Below are 23,148 nucleotides of genomic sequence, written 5' to 3' on the forward strand. Positions count from 1 at the left end.
CTTAGTTGCTGGACAAAGTAGGTAGTCGTGTTTTCCCACGATAGCCAAAGGCGGACCACGCCAAAGCATCCCTTCTCATTTCCAAAATTATATCATTGTGCGCCTGTGCCAGTTCTTTGTATTTGTCATGCAGCGGGGGCGATTCAGATCCTAATATCATGTCTGCTTCAGAGAATTTTTTTAGATATATGCTGACAGCAACCGCCACAGATGGTGCTGCGTATAGCAGGAGCGCACCTTGCGCTTTATGCAGTCGTTCGGACCTCGTCTTTATTGTCTCATCGTCGGCCAAATCATACGCTTCATTTGGAACAGGACATTGAGTGATAAAGTGTTCGTAGACCCGCCGCTTCTCCGCCAGAATCTTCTCCGACTCGCTGACAGTTCTTCCTAAAACGAAGCCAACTAGAGTTAAGAGAAACCCGCCAAAAGGCAGCAGCCAGCTTAAAATCACCCACTCAGCCCCCCATGCAACGTCGGCACATCCAGCGCGCTGAACCCGTAATGCCGCAGCCAGCGCAGGTCGGAATCGAAGAACGCGCGCAGGTCCGGGATGCCGTATTTCAGCATCGCAATGCGGTCGATGCCCATGCCAAAGGCAAAGCCCTGCCATTCGCGCGGATCGACGCCCGCGTTTTGCAGGACTTTGGGGTGCACCATGCCCGAGCCCAAAATTTCGAGCCAATCATCGCCTTCACCCACTTTCAGCGTACCGCCTTCCCAGGAACAACGGATGTCAACCTCGGCGGACGGTTCGGTGAACGGGAAATGCGACGCGCGGAAGCGTAATTCAACGTCGTCCACTTCGAAATAGGCCTTCACAAACTCTTCGAGCACCCATTTCAGGTTCGCCATCGAGATGTCCTTGTCGATCGCAAGCCCCTCGACCTGATGGAACATCGGTGTATGGGTTTGGTCGTAATCAGCCCGGTACACACGCCCCGGCGCAATGATACGGATTGGCGCGCCCTGCTTTTCCATCGACCGGATCTGCACCGGCGAGGTATGCGTGCGCAATACATGCGGCGGGCGGTCGTCGCCTTCCGAGCGGTGCATGTAGAACGTGTCCATCTCGGCCCGCGCGGGATGGTGGCCGGGAATGTTGAGCGCGTCGAAATTATACCAATCGCTGTCAATCTGCGGCCCTTCGGCAACCGCAAAACCCATATCGGCAAAGATCGCGCTGACCTCTTCGGTGACCTGGCTGATCGGGTGAATGGTGCCATGACGGCGTGACCGCCCCGGCAGGGTCACGTCAAGCCATTCACCGCGCAGACGTTCGTCTAGCGCCGCATCCTCAAGCCCGGCTTTCTTTGCCGAAAGCGCAGAATTGATCTCATCCTTCAGCGCATTCAGCGCCGGACCCGCGATCTGACGCTCCTCCGGGGTCATTTTGCCAAGTTCGCGCATTTTCAGGCTGATCTCGCCCTTTTTGCCAACGGCCTGCACGCGCAGGTTTTCCAGCGCGGACTCGTCGTTTGCCTCGGCAATCAGTCCCAGATATTTGTCGCGCAAGTCGTCCATTTCACCCTCCGGCCCGATGTTGCGCTTTCCCTAGCCCTCCGTTCACATGGACGCAAGCCAGCCACCGATTTCGGCCTGCGCCAAATGCCCGGCGCAGCGCCATTTTCAGAAATATCCACAGATTTCACGCACATACAACATTGTGTATGCCGGAAAACCCGTTACGCTATATCGACGCTTTGGCACTTCATAGTGTAGTGTTTCGGCAGGGTGACGATTCGAGGTCTGGATGAACGGTATTTTCTATTCCCATCGGCTGAAAAGCTATCTGCAGCAGATGGTGTGCGAGCTTGGCCTCGCGGTCACGATCGACGACAGCCGAACCGATCTGAACCTGGCCGAGCATGAAAAGATGATGCGTGAAGCCGCGAGCATGCTGAATTTGCAGATTCATTTTCAATCCCATGACGATGGACTGTCGGTGACATTTTACAAGTAAAAGAGATTTTTCATGACCGCCAAGGGACGCTCCAACCGCTCTGTCAATCCGACCACCAAAGCCTTGCGAAGCGCAGGCGTAAGCCTTGCCAGAGCCAGCTATACGCCGGCCACGTTTGGGCGAAAAAAGCTGGTTGCGCTTATCACGGGGTCTGCCGTGATCATCGGCGCTGGTGTGACGGTCGCGGCATGGGCGTTTTTGCATGAACCGACCGGCGGCGCGATAAATGCGCCCGGGCTTGCATCAAATGGCATCGTTCAAACGGACCCGTCCATCATAGAGGCCAATGCAGAGATGCTGGAACTGGCCGAGACACGACGCAACCAATTGGAAGCCGCGGCAACACGGGCCGAAGATAAACTGCAAGCGGTGGAAACCCGCTTGGCCGAATTGCAGATGCAGCAGGCCGAAACCGAGCGTTTGGCAAATCTGATCCCGGCACAGACCCAGCCAACCGCACCCGTGCCGGTTTGCGTCAGCGAACTTAAATCCCTGGCCGCTGATTTGCGTGTGATGTTCCCGGTCGGGGCTGTGCAGCCATCCGGACCTGTTATGGATAATGTCGCAATCCTTGCCATAGCAGCGCAGTATTGCCCGGACGCCACGATTGTCGTGGAAGGCCATACCGATGCGTCGGGCGACGATACCCGCAACATGCAGATCAGCTGGAGCCGCGCCGACAATACCATCGCCTGGTTGCGCGACGAAGGGTACGACACGACCAACTTTCGCGCTGTCGGGTTCGGATCGCGTGCCCCCCTGAGCGAAGGGGACGCAGACGAAGATGCCGACCGGCGTGTCGAATTCAACGTCCAGCTAAAGGCCCAAGGCCAAAACTAAACGTGTCATCGCAGGATTTAGGGGGAAATCATGTCCATTCTGGTATTCGTCACCGTGGTTTTATGCACGGCTCTAGTGACAGCGGGACTGGCCTATTGGATGTCACGTCGGCATTTCGAAAACGAACTGGGCTATCAGGAACGCATATTCAGTACGGAACTCGCACGGCTGAAGCGCCACGCCAATCGCGCTGACGCCCGGCTGACACGGGCCAACCAGGAAACAGAGCGCTTGCGTCGCAGAGCCAGACACGCCGAATATGTCAGATTTGATTAAATAAGCGTGGACATTGCCCCGCTTATTCCACCGATTTTTGTCTGAGTTTGTATGCTATTGTCCAACGCCGGAATATCAGGCGTTGCCCAGCTCGACTGACAGATCCTGCAACACATCAAGCAAGCTGTCGACATTCACGCTTTCGGGATTCAGGTTATCGGTTGCGAAATACCGCAGGAAGATGCTGCGCGTTTTTTCTGTCATGCCTTGATGCAACCCCATGGACCAATCAGGAAAGACCCGTTCCCGGACATCGTTGCAGGACAACAGAATGATGTTGGCATGGCGCGGATCACGCGCGATGGCATGATACAACGCAGACACTTCGACGCGCCCTCCTTCGATGACCTGAAGAAAGTGGTCTCCGTTATAGTGCAACATTCCCGTCAAATTCAGGCGCTGGTTGTTCCGCCGGCAGGTCGCGATCAGATCCTGTGTATCAAGTTTTTCCGAGGGGTTACGCTGGCTGTAATATACCAATCGGGTCAGGTTCATAGCGACTCAGCTCACTTCTACTAGGTTTGCCCGAGTATTTTGAAGATGCACAAAAACGTCAAGATTTAGTAGACTTATCCACAGAATATACAGGATCATGGGTCCTTTCTGCAGATGCGCGGGCTTGTTCCCTGTCTCAATCCACGCATTTTTCGTTATATCTGCGTCTGGATACCGCATCGAAAGCCAGCAAGGCCATTTTGGGGCTGTTCATCCGAAAGATGTTCCAGCCAATTGAAAAAAGCGTCCGTGGCATCGTATTCCGCACGATTTCTTTTGCCAAAAAACGCATTCTAAATATCGGTTTATACGAAAAAATCAGATCCAAAAAAATCTTGAATTACGTGAAAAATCGGCTCACGATTTCGAGAGCTGCCGTGGGGATTACGTTGATTTGTGCCTTTTCAAGCGACTGAACGTCGTCCGCTTCAAGTATTCATGTGATGTTCTTGCACAATCGATCCCAGCAGACCTGTAAACGGAAGGACTATTGGGATGTTGACCAGCCAGGAAATTATCGCCCGTTATTATGTTGGATATTACAACCGCGCCCCTGATCCAGCCGGATTTGAATTTTGGATCGACGCCTATGAACGCGGCGTATCGACACTGGACATCGCCAATTTCTTTGCCGATCAGGTCGAAACTCGCGCACTGTATCCCTATTTTGCCAATCCCGATAGTTCGACCCCCGAAGCGTTTATCACATCCATATATCAAAACCTGTTCAACCGTGACCCTGACGACGCAGGTCTAACCTTCTGGACGTCGGCCCTAACCAGCGGCGCTGTGAATACGGGTCAGATGATCGAAGAAATCATCGCTGGCGCAACCACAGACCCCGATTTTTCCGTCGTTCAAAACAAGGTGGCCGCCAGCATCTATTGGGAGGATCAAGCAAACAATTTTGGCGATTTCACCTACACCGCTGCGGCTGCGGCATCTGCAAGTTCGATTTTGGATGTTGTCACTGACAATGACGCAACCATTGTCTTGGCCCAAACGCAGACAAACTCTTTTTTCGCAACTGCGTTTGACGACAAATCTGGAGCGGACAATGGTGTCGTCGACAATGGCTATCCGGATGACAAGGTAACCATCGCAGATCAAGGGCCGATTTCAGAGTTTGTAACAGACACGGCAGATCGGTCCAGTGAGGCCAAATCTTCTGCCCGCGCCGAAGATGTGCTCGACCTGACGGGGTTTCGTGCGGATTCCCGATTTTCCGGAATTGATGGTCAGGGCGTCACGGTCGTTGTCATCGATACCGGAATCGACCTCAACCACCCTGCATTCGGACCGGATCTTGACGGAAACGGGGTGGCCGACCGCATTACCTATGCCCGCGATTTCAGTGGTGAAGGCGACGGAACGGCAGACGACATTCAAAGCCACGGATCACATGTGTCCTCGATCGTTGGATCATCCGCCAGCGGGTATGTCGGCGTTGCCCCAGCTGTAAATATCGTCGCGTTGCAAGCGTTGGACAATACCGGCAGCGGGTCATCGCAAAGCATCGAAGCCAGCCTGCAATGGGTTGTCGAAAACGCGCAAGCTTTCAACATTGTGGCCGTCAACATGTCGCTGGGTGTCGACGTCAATGTCAATCGCCTTGAAACGCATCCGATCTATGGTGACGAGCTGCGTGTGCTGCAAGACCAATTCGGGATTGTGACCATCGCAGCCGCCGGCAATGGCTATATTGATTATCAGGTCGAAGGTGTTTCGTACTTATCAGCTGACCCCAACACGATTTCTGTTGGCGCTGTTGGCGGAACACTTCAGACAGGAGATGATATCGCATCATTCTCGCAGCGTTCGAACGACATCCCGACGATCTTTGCCCCCGGTGCCGAAATCATCGCAGCCGTTCCAGGTGGCGGAACCGGGACCAAATCAGGCACAAGCATGGCCGCACCGCAAGTGGCTGGGATGGTCGCCCTCGCGCAACAGCTTGCGACGCAGGAATTGGGCCGTTTGCTGACCGCCGATGAAATTACGACGCTTTTGTCCCAGTCGGCGGATACGTTCCGCGACGATGAATCTCCGGATGACCGGGTTGTAAACACCGGGGTCGAGTATCAACGCGTGGATATGTTGGCATTCGGTGAAGCCATTCTGTCCTTGAGAGATAACACCGGACCCACTCCACCACCGCCACCACCAAGCGACGAGGATACCATCCCGGATTCGACAGCGACAAATGCCGTGCTGTCTGTTGGCGCGACCGCAAACAGTGAGATAGATTTCAATGGGGATCTGGACTATTTCCGCATTGATCTGTCGCCTGGCACATATCAATTCACCCTGAACGGTGCAGCAACCAACAGTGGCACACTTGGTGATCCGGTTCTTGCATTGATGTCGGGATCAGGCGGCTACATCACCAATAACGATGATGGTGGGGCCGGGCTGAATGCGCTGCTTGAATACACAGTCACGACAGAAGGGCCTCATTATTTGGTGGCAAGCGGCTATGGCTCTGGTCGTGGAACCTATGAAATAGGAGCAACGCGACTTGGCGGACCACAGGATGCCGCAGGAGACACCCCAAACACCGCCGCGGCCCTGACGATCGGCCAATCCCTGTCCGGAGAGCTTGAATTCGGCGCGGATCGCGATTGGTTTGCCGTGAACCTGATTGCCGGACAACGATACGTGTTCGAGCTTGACGGAGGTACTTTGTCTGATCCGATGCTGTTCCTGCATGACGCGTCGGGGGCTCTTGTTGCGGGTGACGATGATGGCGGTTCAGGATTGAATGCGCGGTTGGAATTCACGGCGAACCGCACCGATGTATTCTTCATATCAGCCGAAGCCTATTCGGCGACGATGACAGGCACATACACACTGGAAAGCGCGCAAGCTGCAGCAATCACTGACGATTTTGGCAATAACGTCGCAACACAAGGCCAGCTTCAGGCCAATGGCGGCTCTGTCACTGGCAGTCTGGAACTCGCGGGCGACGAAGACTGGTTTCGCGTCGATGTTCAGGCCAACACGACTTACGAGTTTTCCCTGGATGGCGCGTCAGGACAAGGCGGGCTGCGCGACCCGCTGCTGGCGTTATATGATTCCTCGGGTCAACTGATCGGGTCAGATGACGATGGCGGCAGCGGGTTGAATTCGCTCATCGTCTACAACGCGTTCACGGACCACACGATCTTCCTCGCCGCAGATGGCTATGGCGGGTCCGCGACCGGTGCATACACGCTTGCGTCTTTCGTGGCCTCACAGACCAATCAGGATGTTCCCGGCGATACCTCCTCGACATCAGTTCTGGCTGCCAATCAATCCATTCCAGGCGAATTGGAGCAGGCTGGCGACGCCGATTGGTACGCGGTCAATGTAACAGCCGGCGCGACCTACACTTTCACCCTTAGCAGCGCGGGCGCGTCTCCAATCCGTGATCCGTATCTCGTTTTATTCGATGGTGACGGCAACCTGATCACCTTTGACGATGATAGCGGTGGCGGTTTGAACTCTGCCTTGACCTACACAGCCGGATCGAATGGCCGGGTCTTTATTTCTGCCGAAGCGTTCGATCTTCAGACCGATGCAGGAACATACGAAATCGCTCTGTCCGTTGACTCTCCCGAGACAAGTGACACCCCCGCCGACCTGACAACCACGTCCTTCCTGCAAGCGGGATCCGCCATAACCGATGTGATCGACATGCCGGGCGATGTCGACTTGCACATTCTGGATGTCGAACAGGGAACCACCTATTTCATTGCGATGGACGGGGCGACAAACACTGCGCTGAGCGATCCGTTTCTAAGCTTGTTCGACGCCGCGGGCACGTTCCTTACCTTTGACGATGACAGTGGCGGAGACCTGAACGCTTTGATCGTTTACACCGCCGATGTATCAGGCCGCGTCTATGTTGGTGCCGAAGCCTATAGCAGCACGTCAGATGCAGGTGTCTACGTCATCGACGTCGCGACGGCCCCTGCAGCCCCGGCCCGGGTTGTCGGTCAATCAGACATGACGGACATCGATTTGATGATGTGACGTATCCGGCGCGTTAAAACACAGGTGGCCGCCTGCGCCAGCCATCTTGTTGCGTCACTGCAATCACCTCGGGAATGGCGTTCCCAAAAACGCCAAAGCCCCGCCGATCTGGCAGGGCTTTCACAAATTTCCGTGGTTTGACCGGCTTAGGCCGCGAGCGCGCCTTTGGCCTGATCCACAATCGCGTTGAACGCGTCTGGTTCATGGACGGCCAGATCAGCAAGGACCTTCCGGTCCACTTCGATCCCGGCCAGGGTGAGGCCATTGATAAAGCGCGAATATGTCAGCGCCTCGTCATGTGCGCGCACAGCCGCGTTGATCCGCTGAATCCACAGGGCGCGGAAATTGCGCTTGCGGTTCTTGCGGTCGCGGGTTGCGTATTGGTTGGCCTTGTCAACCGCCTGACGGGCGACTTTGAAGGTATTCTTGCGACGACCGTAATAGCCTTTGGCCGCCTTGATGACCTTCTTGTGACGGGCGTGTGTTGTGGTTCCGCCTTTGGTACGGGGCATATCAATTCCTCCTTAGCGCGCGTAGGGCATCATTGGCTTGATGATCTGCTCATCAGCCTTTGACAGCGTGGTGGTTCCGCGCGCATCGCGGATGAACTTGTTGGTGCGTTTGATCATACCGTGGCGTTTGCCCGCCTGTCCGGCCTTGATCCGGCCTGTGGCCGTCACCTTGAACCGCTTTTTGCAGCTCGATTTCGTCTTCATCTTCGGCATTTCCGTCTCCTGTCTGTAAGTCGGTAAACGCGCGACTCGGTATGCCACTTTGACCGGCCACGCGGGTAGAGCGCGCCGTATAGGCGGGCTTGGGGCGCGATGCAAGTGCTTTGCAGCGCAAGAACAATGTCAGATCACGTAAAAGAGTTCACCACACGGGCGACAATTGATGGAATTTGATCAAGCGTGTAGCCGCCGGGTTTGTTGGACATGGCATATACCACCATGCCGCCGGCGATCATAAGGGTGATGGTCGCAATCCGCGGGCGTTGACCGTTCGAAATGGCCGAAACAATGGCGGGGATCGACAACACGCCAAGGCCAAGGCCAATCACGAAAAGGGTGTCTGACTCCATCGAAAACAATCCATTTTGGTTAAACTAACCAAACGTTACTCTGGATCGGTGTTGTAGATCAAACTTTCATCGCATGGGGCGACGCGTAAAATATTGGTTGTGCCCGGCGTGTTAAAGGGCAAACCGGCGGTGACCAGGATCTGATTGTTTTCATCGGCATACCCGCCCGTCCGCGCAGCGCGCGCGGCGTTCACGACCGCCTGCTTAAAGCGTTCCAGCTCTTCAGTGATCACACATTCCGTTCCCCAGGTCAGCGCCAGCCGTCGTGCGGTGTTAAGCGAACTGGTCATGGCGATGATGGGAACGCGTGGACGTTCGCGCGCTGTCAGATAGGCGGTTGTGCCGGAAGACGTATAACAGCAGATCGCTTTGATATCTGTGGTTTCCGCAATCTCGCGGGCGGCGGCGACAATGCCGTCCGCCACGGTCTGACGCTTTGCCGTGCGCGAGGCTTCGATGATCTCGGTATAGGTCGGATCGCTTTCGACCTCTATGGCGACGTTGTTCATCGTTGTGACAGCTTCGACCGGATAATCACCCGCTGCGGATTCAGCCGACAGCATGATCGCATCCGACCCTTCGTAGATTGCCGTGGCAACGTCAGACACCTCTGCGCGTGTCGGCATGGGGCTTTCAATCATCGATTCCAGCATCTGCGTCGCCACGATAACAGGCTTGGCCGCAGCCCGGCACCGACGGATCAGGCGCTTTTGAATTGGAGGAACATTCTGCACGGGCAATTCAACGCCCAGATCACCGCGTGCCACCATGATGCCGTCCGAAGCGTCCAGGATTTCATCAAAATGCCGAACACCCGCCGGTTTTTCGATTTTCGACAGCACTGCGGCCCGACCATCAATCAGTTCTTGTGCCTCCCAAACGTCCTTTGCCCGCTGCACAAAGCTCAGCGCGACCCAATCCACCCCAAGACCGCACACAAATTGCAGATCATCGCGGTCTTTGTCCGAAAGCGCCGCCAGTGGCAGAACCACATCCGGGACATTCACACCTTTTCTGTCGGAAATTGTTCCTCCGGCAATCACGGTGCAATCGGCAAAATCCGTACCGCAGCGATCAACCTTAAGACGGATTTTGCCATCGTTGACCAGCAGATGGGCACCTTCTTCAAGCGCTGCAAAAATCTCGGGATGGGGCAATGTGACCCGGCTTTTGGTTCCGGGCTCATCCGCCAGGTCAAATCGGAAGGACGCGCCCTCCTCAAGCTCTTCTTCGTCATTGGCGAACACACCAACCCGAAGTTTCGGACCCTGAAGGTCAGCAAGAATACCAATCGTGGTGTCAAGATCCTTTTCCACCTGACGGATCATCGCGTGCCGCTCTGCAATGTCATCCTGAGTGCCATGGCTCATGTTAAGGCGGAACACGTCCGCACCTGCTTCATAAAGCGCTCGGATCATCTCGTAGGTGTTGGATGCCGGACCAAGCGTGGCCACGATTTTTACACTCCGCAAACGTCTCATTCAGTGTCCGTCCTTCATTCTTGTCCCTCAGGGTGTGCCCGTCACAAATCGGCAATCTACCCTGCCGCCTCGTTCACACCGTTTATCCGTTTGGGCATCGCATTTATAGAGCCGCCGAATATATGACAGCCGATGTTACCGCTAACGTCTTTCACGGCTTATTGCGCAATTCCCTTTCTTGCGCAACTCAACTATCAGATGCGCCCGGGAGATCACATACCGATGACATATCAACCCTATACCCTTCACGGAGAGAACCGGTCCTCGCGCTGGCTGATCACCTGTGATCACGCAACAAACACCGTTCCACCCGATCTCGGCGGCACGCTCGGGCTGCCGGATGCGGACATGATGCGGCATATCGCATTTGATCCGGGGGCCGCTGGCGTCACTCGGGCCTTGGCCGATGCGTTGGGGGCGCCGGCAATCCTGTCGAATTTTTCACGTCTGGTCATCGACCCGAACCGGAGCGAAGACGACCCAACGCTGCTCATGCGCCTTTATGACGGGTCTGTGATTCCCGGCAATCGCGCCGCCGATGCCGCCGAAAAAGAGCGCCGCCTGAACGCCTATTACCGCCCCTACCATGCAGCACTGGAAAAGCTGGCTGCACGGCAGGACGATACGGTTATTGTCGCAGTGCATTCCTATACACGACAGCTGAAATCCCGCCCCAGCCGTCCGTGGCATATTGGCGTGCTGCATGCCTATGACGCGCGGCTGTCCGATCCGTTTATTGCCGCCCTCGAAAAAGAGCCGGATTTGGTGGTCGGGCGCAATCAACCCTATCCCGGCCATCTGCCGGGCGATGCGATTGACCGTCATGCCTTGCATCACGGCCGTCTCAACACACTTATCGAACTGCGCAACGATCTGATTGAAACCCACGCCACGCAGACCGCATGGGGCGAAAGACTGGCCCCGCTCTTGGCTGCTGCGCTAGAACAGACTGCACAATAGGAGCCTCTCATGGACAAACAGACGCAACTTGAAATCGAAGCTGCCGCCTTTCGTCGCTTGCGGCACCATATGCTGGTGGATCGCCCGGACGCGCAAAACATCGACCTGATGAACCTGGCGGGATTCTGTCGGAATTGCCTTAGCCGCTGGTATCAGGAAGCCGCAAATGAACGCGGCATCGAGATGGACAAGGGCCAGGCGCGCGAGGCGTTCTACGGGATGCCGTTTGAAGAATGGAAAGCCAAATACCAGACAGAGGCCAGCCCCGAACAAAAGGCCGCGTTTGATGTGTCTTTCAAAGAGAATGTCACCGACAAAGACGGTAAGTGACATGAAACGCCAAAAGGTTCAGGCCCGTCGCATCGGGCCTGAACAGCGCCTTTCGGAAGGGCTGTTAAAGGGCTTTTAGCGGTTTGCGCCAGGCACCCAAAGCACATCCGCTTTGCCATCATCATTGGCAATCCGCGCCGCAACAAAGAACCAGTCGCTTAGGCGGTTCAGATATTTGACAGCCGCCGGGTTGACGGTTTCCATTGTGGCCAGTTCAACCGTCAAACGCTCTGCACGTCGGGCAACCGTCCGGCACTGGTGCAGATAGGCAGACAACGCCGATCCCCCCGGCAGAATAAAACTGCGCAGCGGCTCCAGCCGAGCGTTCATTGAGTCGATTTCTGTCTCAAGCCGATCAACCTGCTCTGTCACCATACGCAATGGCGGATATTCCGCGTCGGCGTCCTTTTCCATATCGGGACGACACAGATCGGCACCAAGATCAAAAAGATCATTCTGGATCAGTGACAATTGGGTGTCCATGTCCCCGTCGGCCTGAAGACGCGCCAATCCCACGATCGCGTTCAGTTCATCCGTTGTGCCGTAAGCTGTAACACGCATGGAATGTTTTGCCACACGCGCCCCGTTGCCCAGCGCCGTCTCGCCAGCATCGCCAGTTTTGGTGTAAATTTTGTTAAGGACAACCATCGCTTATTCTCCCCGAATCCAGACATAAAGCAGGATCAGCAGCACAGCGACAAACTGTGCAATGATCCGCCATCGCATCGCCTTGTTGGCATGTTTCTTGTTGAATTCACCGCCTTTGGCAAAGCTCCCGATGCCAAAAAGCAGAATTCCGACAACCGCCAGACAGGCAATCGCAGCGACGATAAAAAGCGGATCATTCATCATAGCAGTGCAGCCCTTTGCGGTTCGATGTTCACGGGCATGTAGCCGTACCTGCCCAGAAGGCGAATGAAAAGTCAGCCTTTTGACAAAACCCAGTCCAAGGCGCGCGTCGGCAAGACCCGCCGCGCGACAGCCATGGCATGGGTTGGCGATGTCACCCCATAGCGCGCCCGCGGCCTGTTCGCCGTCAACGCTTTGACGACCACTTTGGTCACATCAGAGGCCGGCCACTGCACCTTGGAGCTGCCACCTTTGTGCAGCTGGTCCAGCAGGCTGGTTTCATACTGTGCACGGCGCGCCGATGCTTTCCAATCCACCCAACGTTCGAATTGTTTGATCGCGTTTTTGCGGAACGCGGTTTCAATCGGCCCCGGCTCGATCAAAATGACGTCGATTCCGGTGCCCGTCATCTCCATCCGCAGAACGTCTGCATAGCCCTCAAGCGCAAACTTCGTCGCGACATAGGCACCACGATATTTCATGCCGACAAGTCCAAGCACGGATGAGTTGAACAAAATACGCCCACGACCGGCCTCCCGCATCGCCGGGATCAGATGCCGATTCAGGTCGTGCCAGCCAAGAAAATTAGCCTCAAACTGCGCACGCATCCCCTCGGCAGGGATATCCTCAAGCGGTCCGGGCAGCGCGTAGGCGCCGTTGTGAAAGACGGCATCCAATCTGCGCTCCGTCTGCGCAAGCACGTCCGCCGCACAGGCGGCAAGGCTGGCCGGGTCCGCGTAATCCAGTTGCGGCGATACAAACCCTTCGGCCTCGCGCGCGGTGCAATCGGCGGCTGCACGGCAAGCGGCAAAAACCGTCCACCCCAGCGCTTTTAGCCTGCGGGCCGCGTCAAGGCCGATACCGCTTGAACAGCCGGTGATCAGAATGGTTTTGTGTGTCATATCAGTTTGACGCCGACACCAGCCAGTCCGCCATCCAGCCCTCTTCTCCGGTGGCCGTGACGCGCAGATGCAGCCAGCCGTTGCCATCGTCTTTGATGACTTCGACCATATCGTTGCGCAACAATCGGCCCACAACCGCAAATTCCGTGCCCGGCCCTCCGCGCATGTTGACACGATCACCATCCACAAACCGAAGATCGGGGGCCGCGTTCGGTTCAGGCACGGGATCTTGCTCTACAGCTTCAGACACCACAGCCGCGACCTGCACATCCTCTGCCGGGGCGGCGCTATCGGACGGGGCCAAGGTGGCGGTTGTCAAAGACACACCAGAAAGACCTTCCGTACCATCCTCTGCTGCAGGAGCCGCTGCAAGTCCGGTCAGTTCAGTTGGCTGGATATTCGCACGCGCCACCTCGATCGGTTGCGGCTCTGCGGGGTCGGGCACAGCAAACACAACAACCGAATTGGGCCCCGGTTCAAAATCGGCACCGCCAGACAATTCGTAAAAGCCAACGCCCATCACGGCAAAAGCAACAAGAATATATTTGTTCATCAATCCCCCCGGGGCGAACCTATCGCGCCGAGGTTCCTTGATACTGCGATTCTTAAAGCATGCCGAAGGGAAAAGCAGAAAAATTTTCCCGCAATTGCTTTACGGCCTCAGAGGGGCTGTCTATCACATCATGCATGGCTGATGACGTTGATGCACCCAAGATACCCCCAAGGGATGTTGCAGAACCCCTGCGCCGCGCGATTGGCGAGCGGTATCTGACCTATGCGTTGTCAACGATTATGCACCGCGCCCTGCCAGATGCGCGCGACGGGCTAAAGCCGGTGCATCGTCGTATCCTGTATGCAATGCGCGAATTGCGGCTAAGTTCCACTGGCGGTTTCAGAAAATCGGCAAAGATCAGTGGCGACGTCATGGGCAATTATCACCCGCATGGGGATGCCGCGATTTATGACGCGATGGCGCGATTGGCCCAGGATTTCGCGGTGCGCTACCCGCTGGTTGATGGGCAGGGCAATTTTGGCAATATCGACGGCGATAACCCTGCCGCCGCCCGCTACACCGAAGCCCGCCTGACCAGCGTCGCCGAAGCATTGCTTGACGGTTTGAACGAAAACGCCGTTGATTTTCGTGAAAATTACGACGGCACGTTGGAAGAGCCGACCGTTCTTCCGGCTCAGTTTCCCAATCTTCTGGCGAACGGGTCATCCGGCATTGCCGTCGGCATGGCCACCAATATTCCTCCGCATAATATTGCGGAATTGATTGATGCATGTCTTCACCTGATCAAAACGCCCGATGCGCGGGACGACACGCTGTTGCAATACGTTCCCGGCCCCGATTTCCCGACAGGTGGTGTCATCGTGGAACCACGCGACTCCATCGCACAAGCCTACCGCACCGGACGCGGCTCTATGCGGTTGCGCTGCAAATGGCAGATCGAAGACCTGGGACGGGGCCAGTGGCAGATCGTCGTCACCGAGATTCCGTACCAGGTGCAAAAATCCAAACTGGTGGAACGGCTGGCCGAGCTGATCCAGACCAAAAAAGTGCCGATCCTTGCGGATATCCGCGATGAATCCGCAGATGACATCCGCATGGTGCTAGAGCCGCGTTCGAAGAACGTGAATCCAGACGTGTTGATGAACATGCTGTTCCGCAATTCCGATCTGGAAACGCGGTTCTCGTTGAATATGAACGTCCTTATCGACGGGCTGACACCCAAGGTCTGCTCGATGAAAGAGGTGTTGCGCGCGTTCCTTGATTTCCGGCGGGAGGTGCTGATCCGGCGCAGCCAGCACCGGATGGACAAGATCGACCACCGTCTAGAGGTCTTGGAAGGCCTGATTGTCGCCTTCCTGAACCTCGACCGCGTGATTGACATTATCCGTTACGACAACGATCCCAAGGCCGCCCTGATGCGCGAGGATTGGGGCAAGGACCACGTCCGCGCGATGGACGAGGCGGATTATGTATCACCTCCAACCACCGGCGGAGAGTTGGGCCTGACCGAGGTTCAGACCGAGGCCATCCTCAACATGCGCCTGCGGTCGCTGCGCAAGCTTGAAGAAATGGAACTGGTCGCCGAACGCGACCGCCTGATGGAAGAACGCGCCGGGCTGGAAGATCTGTTGGACAGTGGCGAGCTGCAGTGGACGGCAATTGCTGAACAACTCAGAGACGTCAAAAAGACCTTTGGTAAAGATTACGCAGGCGGCGCAAGACGCACCCAATTTGCCGAAGCAACCGATGTCGAAGATGTGCCCATCGAGGCCATGATTGATCGCGAACCCATTACCGTGGTTTGTTCGCAAATGGGCTGGATTCGGGCCATGACCGGTCACATTGATCTGACCCGTGAACTCAAATTCAAGGATGGGGATGGTCCCAGGTTTGTTTTTCACGCGGAAACAACGGACCGGCTTTTGGTGTTTGGCAGCAACGGACGGTTTTACACGCTCAGCGCGGCAAACCTGCCGGGCGGGCGCGGCATGGGGGAGCCGGTGCGCCTGATGGTGGACCTGCCGAACGAGGCGGCGATTGTGGACCTGTTTATCCACCACCCGGACCGCAAACTGCTGGTCGCCTCCAGCGCAGGCGACGGGTTTGTCGTTCCCGAAGCCGACGTGATTGCGCAGACGCGTGCGGGCAAGCAGGTGCTCAACGTCAAGGGTGATGTGCGCGCAAAACTGTGCAAACCGGTAACAGGTGACGCCGTTGCCGTGGTCGGCGAAAATCGGAAAGTGCTGGTCTTCGCACTTGACGAACTACCTGAAATGGGGCGCGGCAAGGGCGTGCGGCTGCAAAAGTACAAGGACGGGGGCTTGTCGGATGCGACCACCTTCACCCTGGGAGAAGGCCTCTCCTGGCGCGACCCGGCAGGGCGCACCAGAACCGAGACAGAGCTTGCCGAGTGGACCGGAAAGCGCGCAAGCTCGGGTCGCATGGCCCCCCGCGGGTTCCCACGCGACAACACCTTCACTTGATACACTGACGACCGACACCGCTGGCGGGCGGGGTCCACTGTTTTGGCTTACGTTCAAGACAGGCGTTCTGACGGTTCTGACACTCGGGATTTACCGGTTCTGGATGAAAACCCGCCTGCGTCGCTGGTTCTGGTCTTCGATCCGGCCAGGCGGTCATCCGTTGGAATATGTCGGTGATCCGTTTGAAAAGCTGCTTGGTTTCCTTTTTGCCGTTGTCATCCTCGCCTTTTACATCGGGGTGGTGAACCTGATCCTGATGTTTGCCAGCTTTTCGCTGTTTCAGGGCAACTTTGCCGCCTATCTGGCCAGTCTGATCGGGGTCATCCCGCTTTGGTTTTTTGCGAAATACCGGGCCCGGCGGTACATCCTGGCACGCACCCGCTGGCGGGGATTGCGCTTTGGTCTTGAACCAGGTGCCTGGGGCTATGCGGGACGTGCCGTTGTGCACTGGCTGATCACCTTGCTTAGCTTGGGTTTGTTATGGCCCAGAATGACCTTCTGGCTGGAAAAATACAAAACCGACCGCACGTTTTTCGGCTCTGCGCGGATGCATCAAGGCGGTGACTGGAAGATGCTCTATCCGGCGCTTAAACCGATGGCGGCGGCGGTTCTGTTGGGGGGCATCAGTGCCGCTGTGATCGTCATGGATCGCATCGCTGTTGGTGCCGGACTGGCCATCATTGCCAGTTTCTTCGCAATTTACGGATTGGTTCACTACCGGGTCGAAACGCTGCGTTTGCTGACCGAAACGAAAACGGTGAACGGAGTGGCACTTGGCCTGAACCCTGATCCCTTCCGCGTCATGGTGATCTATGTCCTCGGCACGCTTTTGGCGCTGGTGAGTGTCTTTATCCCGTTTGTGTTTTTCACGACGCTTGTCCTGATGTTGCAGTCGGCAACAGCGCTTGAACTGATGGGCTTGGAAAACCTGATCATCCTTTCTCAGCAGTTTGGTCGGATCACCACGCTGACGCTAAGCGTGATGATGTATTTTCTTGTCTTCGTGCTGTGGTCCGCATTGACAAATGCATTTGTGACGCTGCCGATCATTCGGCATTACTTTGGATCGCTAACACTGTGCCCCGCCACGCAGATTGACCTGATCCGCCAGCGTCCGCGCGATGAATTCGAAGAGGCAGAGGGTTTTGCCGAGGCGCTGGATGTGGGGGCATCATTATGACCAAACCCGCGCATCCGTCAGAACAGTCCCGGTCAAATGCCACCTATTTTGCAGGCGATGCTGCACGGCCTCAGACCGTCACGGTCTACATTGACACTGACGATCAGTGCCTTGTCGCTGTGTTCGAAGACGACAGCAACCTATCGTGGCCTTTGTCCGATCTGCGCGATATCGCCGATCAGGCGGGCAATGATCTTGTAATCCTGCGCCGCACAACAGACCCGGTGCAGCGGCTTGTCTTGACCGACCGCTCCTTGCTGCCTCATCTGCCAAACCGCACCAAAACCGTGAAACCCGCGCCGCGCGGCAAACTTTTCGGCTGGGCCCTTGCAGCAGTGGCGTCCGTGGCGCTGATCATCTTTGTCCTTGTTCCGACCATGGCCAATCAACTGGCACGGTTCATTCCCCCCGAGGGCGAACAGGCGTTGGGGGAAGTGACCCTGAACCAAATTCGAAAGGCGCTGGTTCAAAGCGGATTTCCCCCAGTGCCATTTTGCGACAAGCCCGCAGGTCAGGCCGCGCTCGACAAGATCGAAACACGCTTGCAGGCCGCTCTGCCAGAACGGCATGACATCACAGTGTCGGTCCTCAATCACAAGATGATCAACGCCTTCGCCCTGCCCGGCAACAATGTGGTGTTTTTCAAAGGACTGATCGACAACGCCCAAACTCCGGAAGAGCTGGCTGCTGTTTTTGCACATGAAATCGGCCACGTGGTCAGCCGCGATCCAACCCGCCATGCGTTGCGATCCGCAGGATCGTTGGGCGTCCTGGGTCTGTTGTTCGGCGACTTTGCCGGTGGGGCCGTGGTTCTGTTGATCGCGGAACGCCTGATCGAAGCAAATTACAGCCAGGAGGCTGAATCCAGAGCAGATATTTTTGCTCATGAGGTCCTGATCAATGCCGGAATTGCGCCATCGGCTCTTGCCGCGATGTTTGAACGGTTCCGCGAAATTGGCAAAGAGGCGACCCCGTTCCTCTCTCATTTCCTCAGCCACCCGGCACTAGGAGACCGCATCCAAGCTGCACGCGATGCAACCCCCTCCGAATTTGTGTCAACGCCGGTCCTGACGGCAGATGAATGGCAAGCGCTGCAATCCATTTGCGACTGATCCCGCCGGGTTTCCGAAAGGATCGGAAATTCCGGAATACGCGACGTCCGTTGGCGCTAACGCGACGATTTTGTGCTGTTTCAAACCGCAGCTGTTCGGTATCACCTTTGCGATGTGTATGAAATTTTGAGTCGTTTTTTCAGCGACGCATTCAGGAGAGGAACGCGCATATGAAGGTTTTGGTGCCTGTCAAACGCGTGATCGACTACAACGTGAAAGTTCGTGTCAAAGCGGACGGTTCCGGTGTTGATCTCGCCAATGTCAAAATGTCGATGAACCCGTTTGATGAAATCGCTGTAGAAGAGGCGATCCGCCTCAAGGAAGCAGGCAAAGCCGACGAAATCGTCGCTGTGTCCATCGGGGTGAAACAAAGCCAGGAAACCCTGCGCACAGCACTCGCCATGGGTGCCGACCGCGCCATCCTCGTGGTTGCCGCCGATGACGTCCACACCGATATCGAACCTTTGGCCGTGGCCAAAATCCTTGCCGCTATCGTCAAAGAAGAAGAACCGGGTCTGGTTCTGTGCGGCAAGCAGGCCATCGACAACGATTTGAACGCCACCGGCCAGATGCTGTCGGCGCTTTTGGGCTGGTCTCAGGCGATGTATGCCAACAATGTCGATATCGACGGCGACCATGCCGTCGTGACCCGCGAAGTGGATGGCGGGTTGCAGACCGTCAAGGTCAAGATGCCGACCATTATCTCGACCGATCTGCGCCTCAATGAGCCGCGCTACGCGTCGCTGCCCAATATCATGAAGGCCAAGAAAAAGCCGATGGATGAAAAGACTGCTGCAGATTACGGCGTCGATACCACACCGCGTCTGGAAATCGTAAAAACCTCCGAGCCGGAAGAACGCGCGGCGGGCATCAAGGTCGGCTCTGTCGATGAACTGGTCGAGAAACTCAAAGAAGCGGGGGCTGTGTAAATGGCTGTACTTCTGATTGCAGAAATCACCGATGGCGCGCTGGCCATGGACGCCACTGCAAAGACCGTGACCGCCGCAAAATCATTGGGCGACGTTGTCGTTCTTGCCGCAGGCGCAACTGCAAAGGCTGCCGCTGACGAAGCAGCGACGATCGAGGGTGTGTCAAAGGTGTTGCTGGCCGAGGATGATCTTTATGGCCACCGGCTGGCCGAACCGGTCTCTGCGCTGATCGCGTCGATGGCGGGCGAGTACACACATATCGTGGCACCCGCGACAACAGATGCCAAAAACATCCTGCCCCGCGTTGCGGCGTTGCTGGATGTTATGGTGCTGACCGATGTCACGGCCGTTGTGGACGCGGACACGTTCGAGCGCCCGATCTACGCGGGCAACGCGATCCAGACGGTCAAATCCTCGGATGCGACAAAGGTGATTTCATTCCGGACCTCCACATTCGATGCCGCAGCGACCGGCGGGACCGCGTCTGTCGAAGCCGTTTCAACCGGCGAAAATCCGGGCCTTAGCGAATGGGTCGAGGACAAGGTTGCTGAAAGTGATCGTCCTGAACTGACATCTGCGGGCGTGGTTGTCTCTGGTGGCCGTGGTGTTGGGTCCGAAGACGATTTTGCCATGATCGAAAAACTGGCCGACACGTTGGGGGCCGCCGTTGGCGCATCGCGCGCTGCAGTCGATTCCGGTTTCGCCCCGAACGATTGGCAGGTTGGCCAAACCGGCAAAGTGGTCGCCCCCGATCTTTACATTGCTGTCGGTATCTCTGGTGCCATTCAGCACCTTGCGGGCATGAAAGACAGCAAGATCATTGTCGCCATCAACAAAGACGAAGAAGCCCCTATCTTTCAGGTCGCCGACTATGGTCTTGTGGCCGACTTGTTTGACGCGGTCCCGGAATTGACCGAAAAATTGGGTTAACCTTGGATATAATATGGATGTACGGCGCGCCTTTCGGTGCGCCGTTTTCCTTTCAAAGCAGCGATTTTATCCTGTTCGCCAAGGCGTCAGCAGCAGTCTGATGGGCTTGCGGGCCAGGTAGCCGTTCCATCCGGGCCGCCTCCAATTCGCAGATGTCGCCATCTGTTTCCGCCAAGGCCCAGCGCTCGGGCACAACTTCGACCAAACCATCCGCAAGCGTGTGAAGATCGTGGACCAATGTTCGCGACAGAAATGGGTCCACATGATCTGCCGACCGGATCGTATCGGTCAGGTCTTGCGGGGCAAACCACAACAAGATCTTCTTTCCATTCAATTGACGGATCAACGACACAATGCGCGCATGCCACGCGCGTCGGGCTTCCGCGATAATCTTGTCATATCGGGCCGGACAGATTTCTTGCAGCCGGGTCAGCATATGCCGCGTAAAGTGAACTTCGGTAAAATCCATTTCGGGATACAATGTCGTCAGGTCCGGCGAGGCTTTCAAAAACCGGTCATTTCGCCGCGGATGCACCGAATAGTACCGGTTCGAGGTATTGTGACACCCGGACAGCTGCAGCACTGTTATTGCCGCACTGGCGGCGGTGCACAGTGCCCCCGGATCATTGAGATAAGCATCAACGCCGGCGTTTTCGACGCCAAGGTTCACAACGCTTGGCCCGACGCGCGCATCAAGCACATCTGATAGCGGCTCTGCCACATAGCGGCCGTACATTTCACAGCCGCCAAGACAGGCAACATACGGCCCGCGCAAGGCCTTCCTTGGCCCCCTGAACCACAACCGAGACCCGTTATACCGACATGGCGCATAGTCGATCGACCGATCGCCTATTGAGGAAATATGCATATCCCCACCCTCCTTTTCACCCGCCTTCCTTTGTCCGCTGATTCGGTTCTCAAAATGCTAAAGCTAAAATTCGACGCAGCGCTCCGATCCGCCTTGCAGCCCAACGCCCTGCAGGTCATTGTTGCGCCGAACCGAACGGAGCATGTCGATGGCGATCACGTCAGTTGGAGTTGTTGGTGCCGGCCAAATGGGCAACGGGATTGCCCATGTTATGGCTTTGGCAGGCTATGACGTGGTGCTGAATGACATCAGTGAGGATGCGCTTAAACGCGCCATGGACCTGATCGAACGCAACATGGACCGTCAGGTCAGCCGCGAAAAGATCACCCAGGACGCCCGCGATCAGGCCATGGCCCGGATCGTGATGTCACAGGATCTGCAGCGCGTGGCCAAAACGGATCTGGTGATCGAGGCCGCCACCGAAGAAGAAACAACCAAGCAAAAGATCTTTGACGCCCTGCTGCCGCATCTGGCCGATAACACCATCCTGACATCCAACACCTCGTCGATCTCGATCACACGCTTGGCAAGCCGCACGGATCGGCCCGAGAAATTCATGGGTTTCCACTTTATGAACCCGGTTCCTGTCATGCAGCTGGTCGAACTGATCCGGGGCATCGCGACGGACAAAGAAACCTATGACACCTGTTTGGGCGTTGTTGAAAAGCTGGGAAAAACCGCCGCCTCCGCAGAAGATTTCCCCGCCTTTATCGTGAACCGCATCCTGATGCCGATGATCAACGAGGCGGTGTATACGCTGTATGAGGGTGTAGGAAACGTCAACTCTATCGACCAATCCATGAAACTTGGCGCGAACCATCCGATGGGGCCGCTGGAACTGGCTGATTTCATCGGCTTGGACACATGTCTGGCCATCATGAACGTGTTGCACGATGGATTGGCCGACACAAAATATCGGCCCTGCCCTCTTTTGACAAAATACGTGGAAGCAGGCTGGCTTGGCCGAAAAACACAGCGCGGATTTTACGATTATCGCGGCGAAACACCCGTGCCAACCCGCTAGGGTTTTCCGCCAAGCGACAGGGTGATCTCGCGCAAAGCCGCCACAAATTCACGCCCCTTGCCCGCATAGTCTTTGATCATTTCGTCAGGAACCGGCTCTCCGACCACCGGCTTTTGCGGTTTCCCACAGGCGTGAATGACCTCGTGAATCAAAAGCCCCTGACGCAGTGTCGCCGATATACGGTTCGCGATCTGATAAGCACGGGAATTCTGACCGGGAAAAAAGATCGGAACCACAGTTGCGCCAGAGCGCTGGATCAAATTGGCAGTAAACGGGTTCCAAGTGCGTTCAATGGCCGGGCCAAACAAACTGTCACTGGACGCCACAACGCCTGACGGAAACAGCACAATCACCCCGCCCGCCTTAAGATGGCTCATCGCACGGCTACGCATTTCAAGGCTCTGCTCACGCGCGTCTTCCTCATGGGGAAACGGCACCGGGATCATGAACTCCTCGATCTCGCTCACTCCGGTCAGCAGCGACCGCGTTAGGATCTTGTAATCTGTGCGCACACGACCAATCAGCTCGGCCAGTATCATCCCATCCACCAATCCGTGCGGGTGGTTTGCAACAATAATCACCGGGCCCTCTTTGGGAATTCGTGCGATCTGCTCTGGCGGCGTCTGCAATCGGATTTTCATCAACCCCAACGCCTGACCCCAAAAAGCCTGCCCTTCGGCAGGCCCCATACGTTCAAATTTGCGCACTAGATAGATCAGAGGCAGTTTGCCACTGACCCACTCCATGGCGCGGATCGTGTTGGCCTTCCAGGGATTGGTAAAGGTATTCGCGTAGCTCAGCTTCCGTTTGTCATACGGTTCAGCGGTCGCGGGCTGGGCGTCAGTGCTGGTGTGCTGGAAGCTTTCAACCATAGGGCCGTGTGCCGTCCTGTTTCCGGTTGCATGTGCCAACCTTTA

At 56.3% G+C, this 23,148-nt stretch carries 26 protein-coding genes; 13 read left to right on the top strand and 13 right to left on the bottom strand.

What is annotated here, in order from left to right; all coding sequences use genetic code 11:
* Position 1: 1 nt before the first annotated feature.
* Entirely contained in the window at positions 2-454 is a 453-nt protein-coding gene (locus ACG74X_RS13405) for a hypothetical protein (protein WP_411235441.1), read from the bottom strand.
* Positions 451-1,524, bottom strand: coding sequence for a phenylalanine--tRNA ligase subunit alpha (gene pheS / locus ACG74X_RS13410; protein WP_411235443.1), 1,074 nt, complete (start codon positions 1,522-1,524; stop codon positions 451-453). The genes ACG74X_RS13405 and pheS overlap by 4 nt, the downstream gene beginning before the upstream one ends.
* Positions 1,525-1,753: 229 nt before the next feature.
* On the opposite strand from pheS, the gene ACG74X_RS13415 reads away from it, so the two are divergent.
* Genes ACG74X_RS13415 through ACG74X_RS13425 form a run of 3 tightly spaced genes read left to right on the top strand, consistent with a single transcriptional unit; the run spans position 1,754 to position 3,079 of the window.
* Positions 1,754-1,963: a hypothetical protein gene (locus ACG74X_RS13415; protein ID WP_411235445.1), complete on the top strand. Its 210-nt coding sequence runs from the start codon at positions 1,754-1,756 to the stop codon at positions 1,961-1,963.
* A gap of 12 nt (positions 1,964-1,975) precedes the next feature.
* Positions 1,976-2,803 carry an OmpA family protein gene (locus ACG74X_RS13420; RefSeq protein WP_411235446.1) on the top strand — a complete coding sequence of 276 codons (828 nt, stop codon included), beginning with the start codon at positions 1,976-1,978 and terminating at the stop codon, positions 2,801-2,803.
* A 30-nt stretch (positions 2,804-2,833) separates the two neighbouring features.
* Positions 2,834-3,079, top strand: coding sequence for a hypothetical protein (locus tag ACG74X_RS13425; RefSeq protein WP_411235447.1), 246 nt, complete (start codon positions 2,834-2,836; stop codon positions 3,077-3,079).
* A gap of 75 nt (positions 3,080-3,154) precedes the next feature.
* Here the strand turns inward: ACG74X_RS13425 and ACG74X_RS13430 are convergent, their stop codons facing one another.
* Positions 3,155-3,574, bottom strand: a complete 420-nt coding sequence (locus ACG74X_RS13430; protein ID WP_411235448.1) for a BLUF domain-containing protein — start codon at positions 3,572-3,574, stop codon at positions 3,155-3,157.
* A gap of 26 nt (positions 3,575-3,600) precedes the next feature.
* Here ACG74X_RS13430 and ACG74X_RS13435 point away from each other — a divergent pair, with 26 nt between their 5' ends.
* Both ACG74X_RS13435 and ACG74X_RS13440 read left to right on the top strand, forming a co-directional pair.
* Positions 3,601-3,990, top strand: coding sequence for a hypothetical protein (locus ACG74X_RS13435; RefSeq protein WP_411235449.1), 390 nt, complete (start codon positions 3,601-3,603; stop codon positions 3,988-3,990).
* Between the two features lie 79 nt (positions 3,991-4,069).
* A complete protein-coding gene (locus tag ACG74X_RS13440) occupies positions 4,070-7,588 on the top strand; it encodes a S8 family serine peptidase (RefSeq protein ID WP_411235451.1) in 3,519 nt (1,172 codons plus the stop codon).
* A 146-nt stretch (positions 7,589-7,734) separates the two neighbouring features.
* On the opposite strand, the gene rplT is transcribed toward ACG74X_RS13440, so the two are convergent.
* The 4 genes from rplT to pyk all read right to left on the bottom strand — a co-directional run bounded on the left by rplT (position 7,735) and on the right by pyk (position 10,150).
* Entirely contained in the window at positions 7,735-8,100 is a 366-nt protein-coding gene (gene rplT, locus ACG74X_RS13445) for a 50S ribosomal protein L20 (protein ID WP_411235453.1), read from the bottom strand.
* Positions 8,101-8,112: 12 nt separating this feature from the next.
* Positions 8,113-8,313, bottom strand: a complete 201-nt coding sequence (gene rpmI / locus ACG74X_RS13450; RefSeq protein ID WP_411235455.1) for a 50S ribosomal protein L35 — start codon at positions 8,311-8,313, stop codon at positions 8,113-8,115.
* Between the two features lie 134 nt (positions 8,314-8,447).
* Entirely contained in the window at positions 8,448-8,669 is a 222-nt protein-coding gene (locus ACG74X_RS13455) for a hypothetical protein (protein WP_411235457.1), read from the bottom strand.
* 35 nt (positions 8,670-8,704) lie between these two features.
* On the bottom strand, positions 8,705-10,150 hold the full coding sequence (pyk, locus tag ACG74X_RS13460) for a pyruvate kinase (protein ID WP_411235458.1): 1,446 nt from the start codon (positions 10,148-10,150) through the stop codon (positions 8,705-8,707).
* A gap of 222 nt (positions 10,151-10,372) precedes the next feature.
* On the opposite strand from pyk, the gene ACG74X_RS13465 reads away from it, so the two are divergent.
* On the top strand, positions 10,373-11,110 hold the full coding sequence (locus tag ACG74X_RS13465) for an N-formylglutamate amidohydrolase (RefSeq protein WP_411235459.1): 738 nt from the start codon (positions 10,373-10,375) through the stop codon (positions 11,108-11,110).
* Positions 11,111-11,119: 9 nt separating this feature from the next.
* A complete protein-coding gene (locus tag ACG74X_RS13470) occupies positions 11,120-11,440 on the top strand; it encodes a DUF1244 domain-containing protein (RefSeq protein WP_411235460.1) in 321 nt (106 codons plus the stop codon).
* Positions 11,441-11,515: 75 nt separating this feature from the next.
* On the opposite strand, the gene ACG74X_RS13475 is transcribed toward ACG74X_RS13470, so the two are convergent.
* From ACG74X_RS13475 to ACG74X_RS13490, 4 genes are all read right to left on the bottom strand, one after another.
* On the bottom strand, positions 11,516-12,088 hold the full coding sequence (locus tag ACG74X_RS13475) for a cob(I)yrinic acid a,c-diamide adenosyltransferase (RefSeq protein WP_411235462.1): 573 nt from the start codon (positions 12,086-12,088) through the stop codon (positions 11,516-11,518).
* A 3-nt stretch (positions 12,089-12,091) separates the two neighbouring features.
* Entirely contained in the window at positions 12,092-12,292 is a 201-nt protein-coding gene (locus ACG74X_RS13480) for a twin transmembrane helix small protein (RefSeq protein ID WP_411235463.1), read from the bottom strand.
* Positions 12,293-12,363: 71 nt separating this feature from the next.
* Entirely contained in the window at positions 12,364-13,191 is an 828-nt protein-coding gene (locus ACG74X_RS13485) for an SDR family NAD(P)-dependent oxidoreductase (RefSeq protein ID WP_411235464.1), read from the bottom strand.
* A 1-nt stretch (position 13,192) separates the two neighbouring features.
* A complete protein-coding gene (locus ACG74X_RS13490; protein WP_411235465.1) occupies positions 13,193-13,744 on the bottom strand; it encodes an SH3 domain-containing protein in 552 nt (183 codons plus the stop codon).
* Positions 13,745-13,878: 134 nt separating this feature from the next.
* On the opposite strand from ACG74X_RS13490, the gene ACG74X_RS13495 reads away from it, so the two are divergent.
* The 5 genes from ACG74X_RS13495 to ACG74X_RS13515 all read left to right on the top strand — a co-directional run bounded on the left by ACG74X_RS13495 (position 13,879) and on the right by ACG74X_RS13515 (position 20,339).
* On the top strand, positions 13,879-16,188 hold the full coding sequence (locus tag ACG74X_RS13495; RefSeq protein WP_411235466.1) for a DNA topoisomerase IV subunit A: 2,310 nt from the start codon (positions 13,879-13,881) through the stop codon (positions 16,186-16,188).
* On the top strand, positions 16,109-17,368 hold the full coding sequence (locus ACG74X_RS13500; protein ID WP_411235467.1) for a DUF898 family protein: 1,260 nt from the start codon (positions 16,109-16,111) through the stop codon (positions 17,366-17,368). Before ACG74X_RS13495 ends, ACG74X_RS13500 begins: the two co-directional genes overlap by 80 nt.
* Positions 17,365-18,480: a M48 family metallopeptidase gene (locus tag ACG74X_RS13505; RefSeq protein WP_411235468.1), complete on the top strand. Its 1,116-nt coding sequence runs from the start codon at positions 17,365-17,367 to the stop codon at positions 18,478-18,480. Before ACG74X_RS13500 ends, ACG74X_RS13505 begins: the two co-directional genes overlap by 4 nt.
* A 170-nt stretch (positions 18,481-18,650) precedes the next feature.
* Complete coding sequence (locus ACG74X_RS13510) at positions 18,651-19,409, top strand: electron transfer flavoprotein subunit beta/FixA family protein (RefSeq protein ID WP_411235469.1); 759 nt, start codon at positions 18,651-18,653, stop codon at positions 19,407-19,409.
* Positions 19,410-20,339, top strand: coding sequence for an electron transfer flavoprotein subunit alpha/FixB family protein (locus ACG74X_RS13515; protein WP_411235470.1), 930 nt, complete (start codon positions 19,410-19,412; stop codon positions 20,337-20,339).
* A gap of 52 nt (positions 20,340-20,391) precedes the next feature.
* On the opposite strand, the gene ACG74X_RS13520 is transcribed toward ACG74X_RS13515, so the two are convergent.
* Positions 20,392-21,207, bottom strand: a complete 816-nt coding sequence (locus tag ACG74X_RS13520; protein WP_411235471.1) for a DUF6473 family protein — start codon at positions 21,205-21,207, stop codon at positions 20,392-20,394.
* Positions 21,208-21,355: 148 nt separating this feature from the next.
* Here ACG74X_RS13520 and ACG74X_RS13525 point away from each other — a divergent pair, with 148 nt between their 5' ends.
* Positions 21,356-22,231, top strand: a complete 876-nt coding sequence (locus ACG74X_RS13525; RefSeq protein WP_411235472.1) for a 3-hydroxybutyryl-CoA dehydrogenase — start codon at positions 21,356-21,358, stop codon at positions 22,229-22,231.
* Here ACG74X_RS13525 and ACG74X_RS13530 read toward each other — a convergent pair.
* Entirely contained in the window at positions 22,228-23,103 is an 876-nt protein-coding gene (locus ACG74X_RS13530) for a lysophospholipid acyltransferase family protein (RefSeq protein WP_411235473.1), read from the bottom strand. The two genes, ACG74X_RS13525 and ACG74X_RS13530, sit on opposite strands and share 4 nt — an antisense overlap.
* Positions 23,104-23,148 lie beyond the last annotated feature (45 nt).

It is taken from the genome of Marivita sp. S0852 (assembly GCF_046591575.1).
GTDB lineage: Bacteria > Pseudomonadota > Alphaproteobacteria > Rhodobacterales > Rhodobacteraceae > Marivita.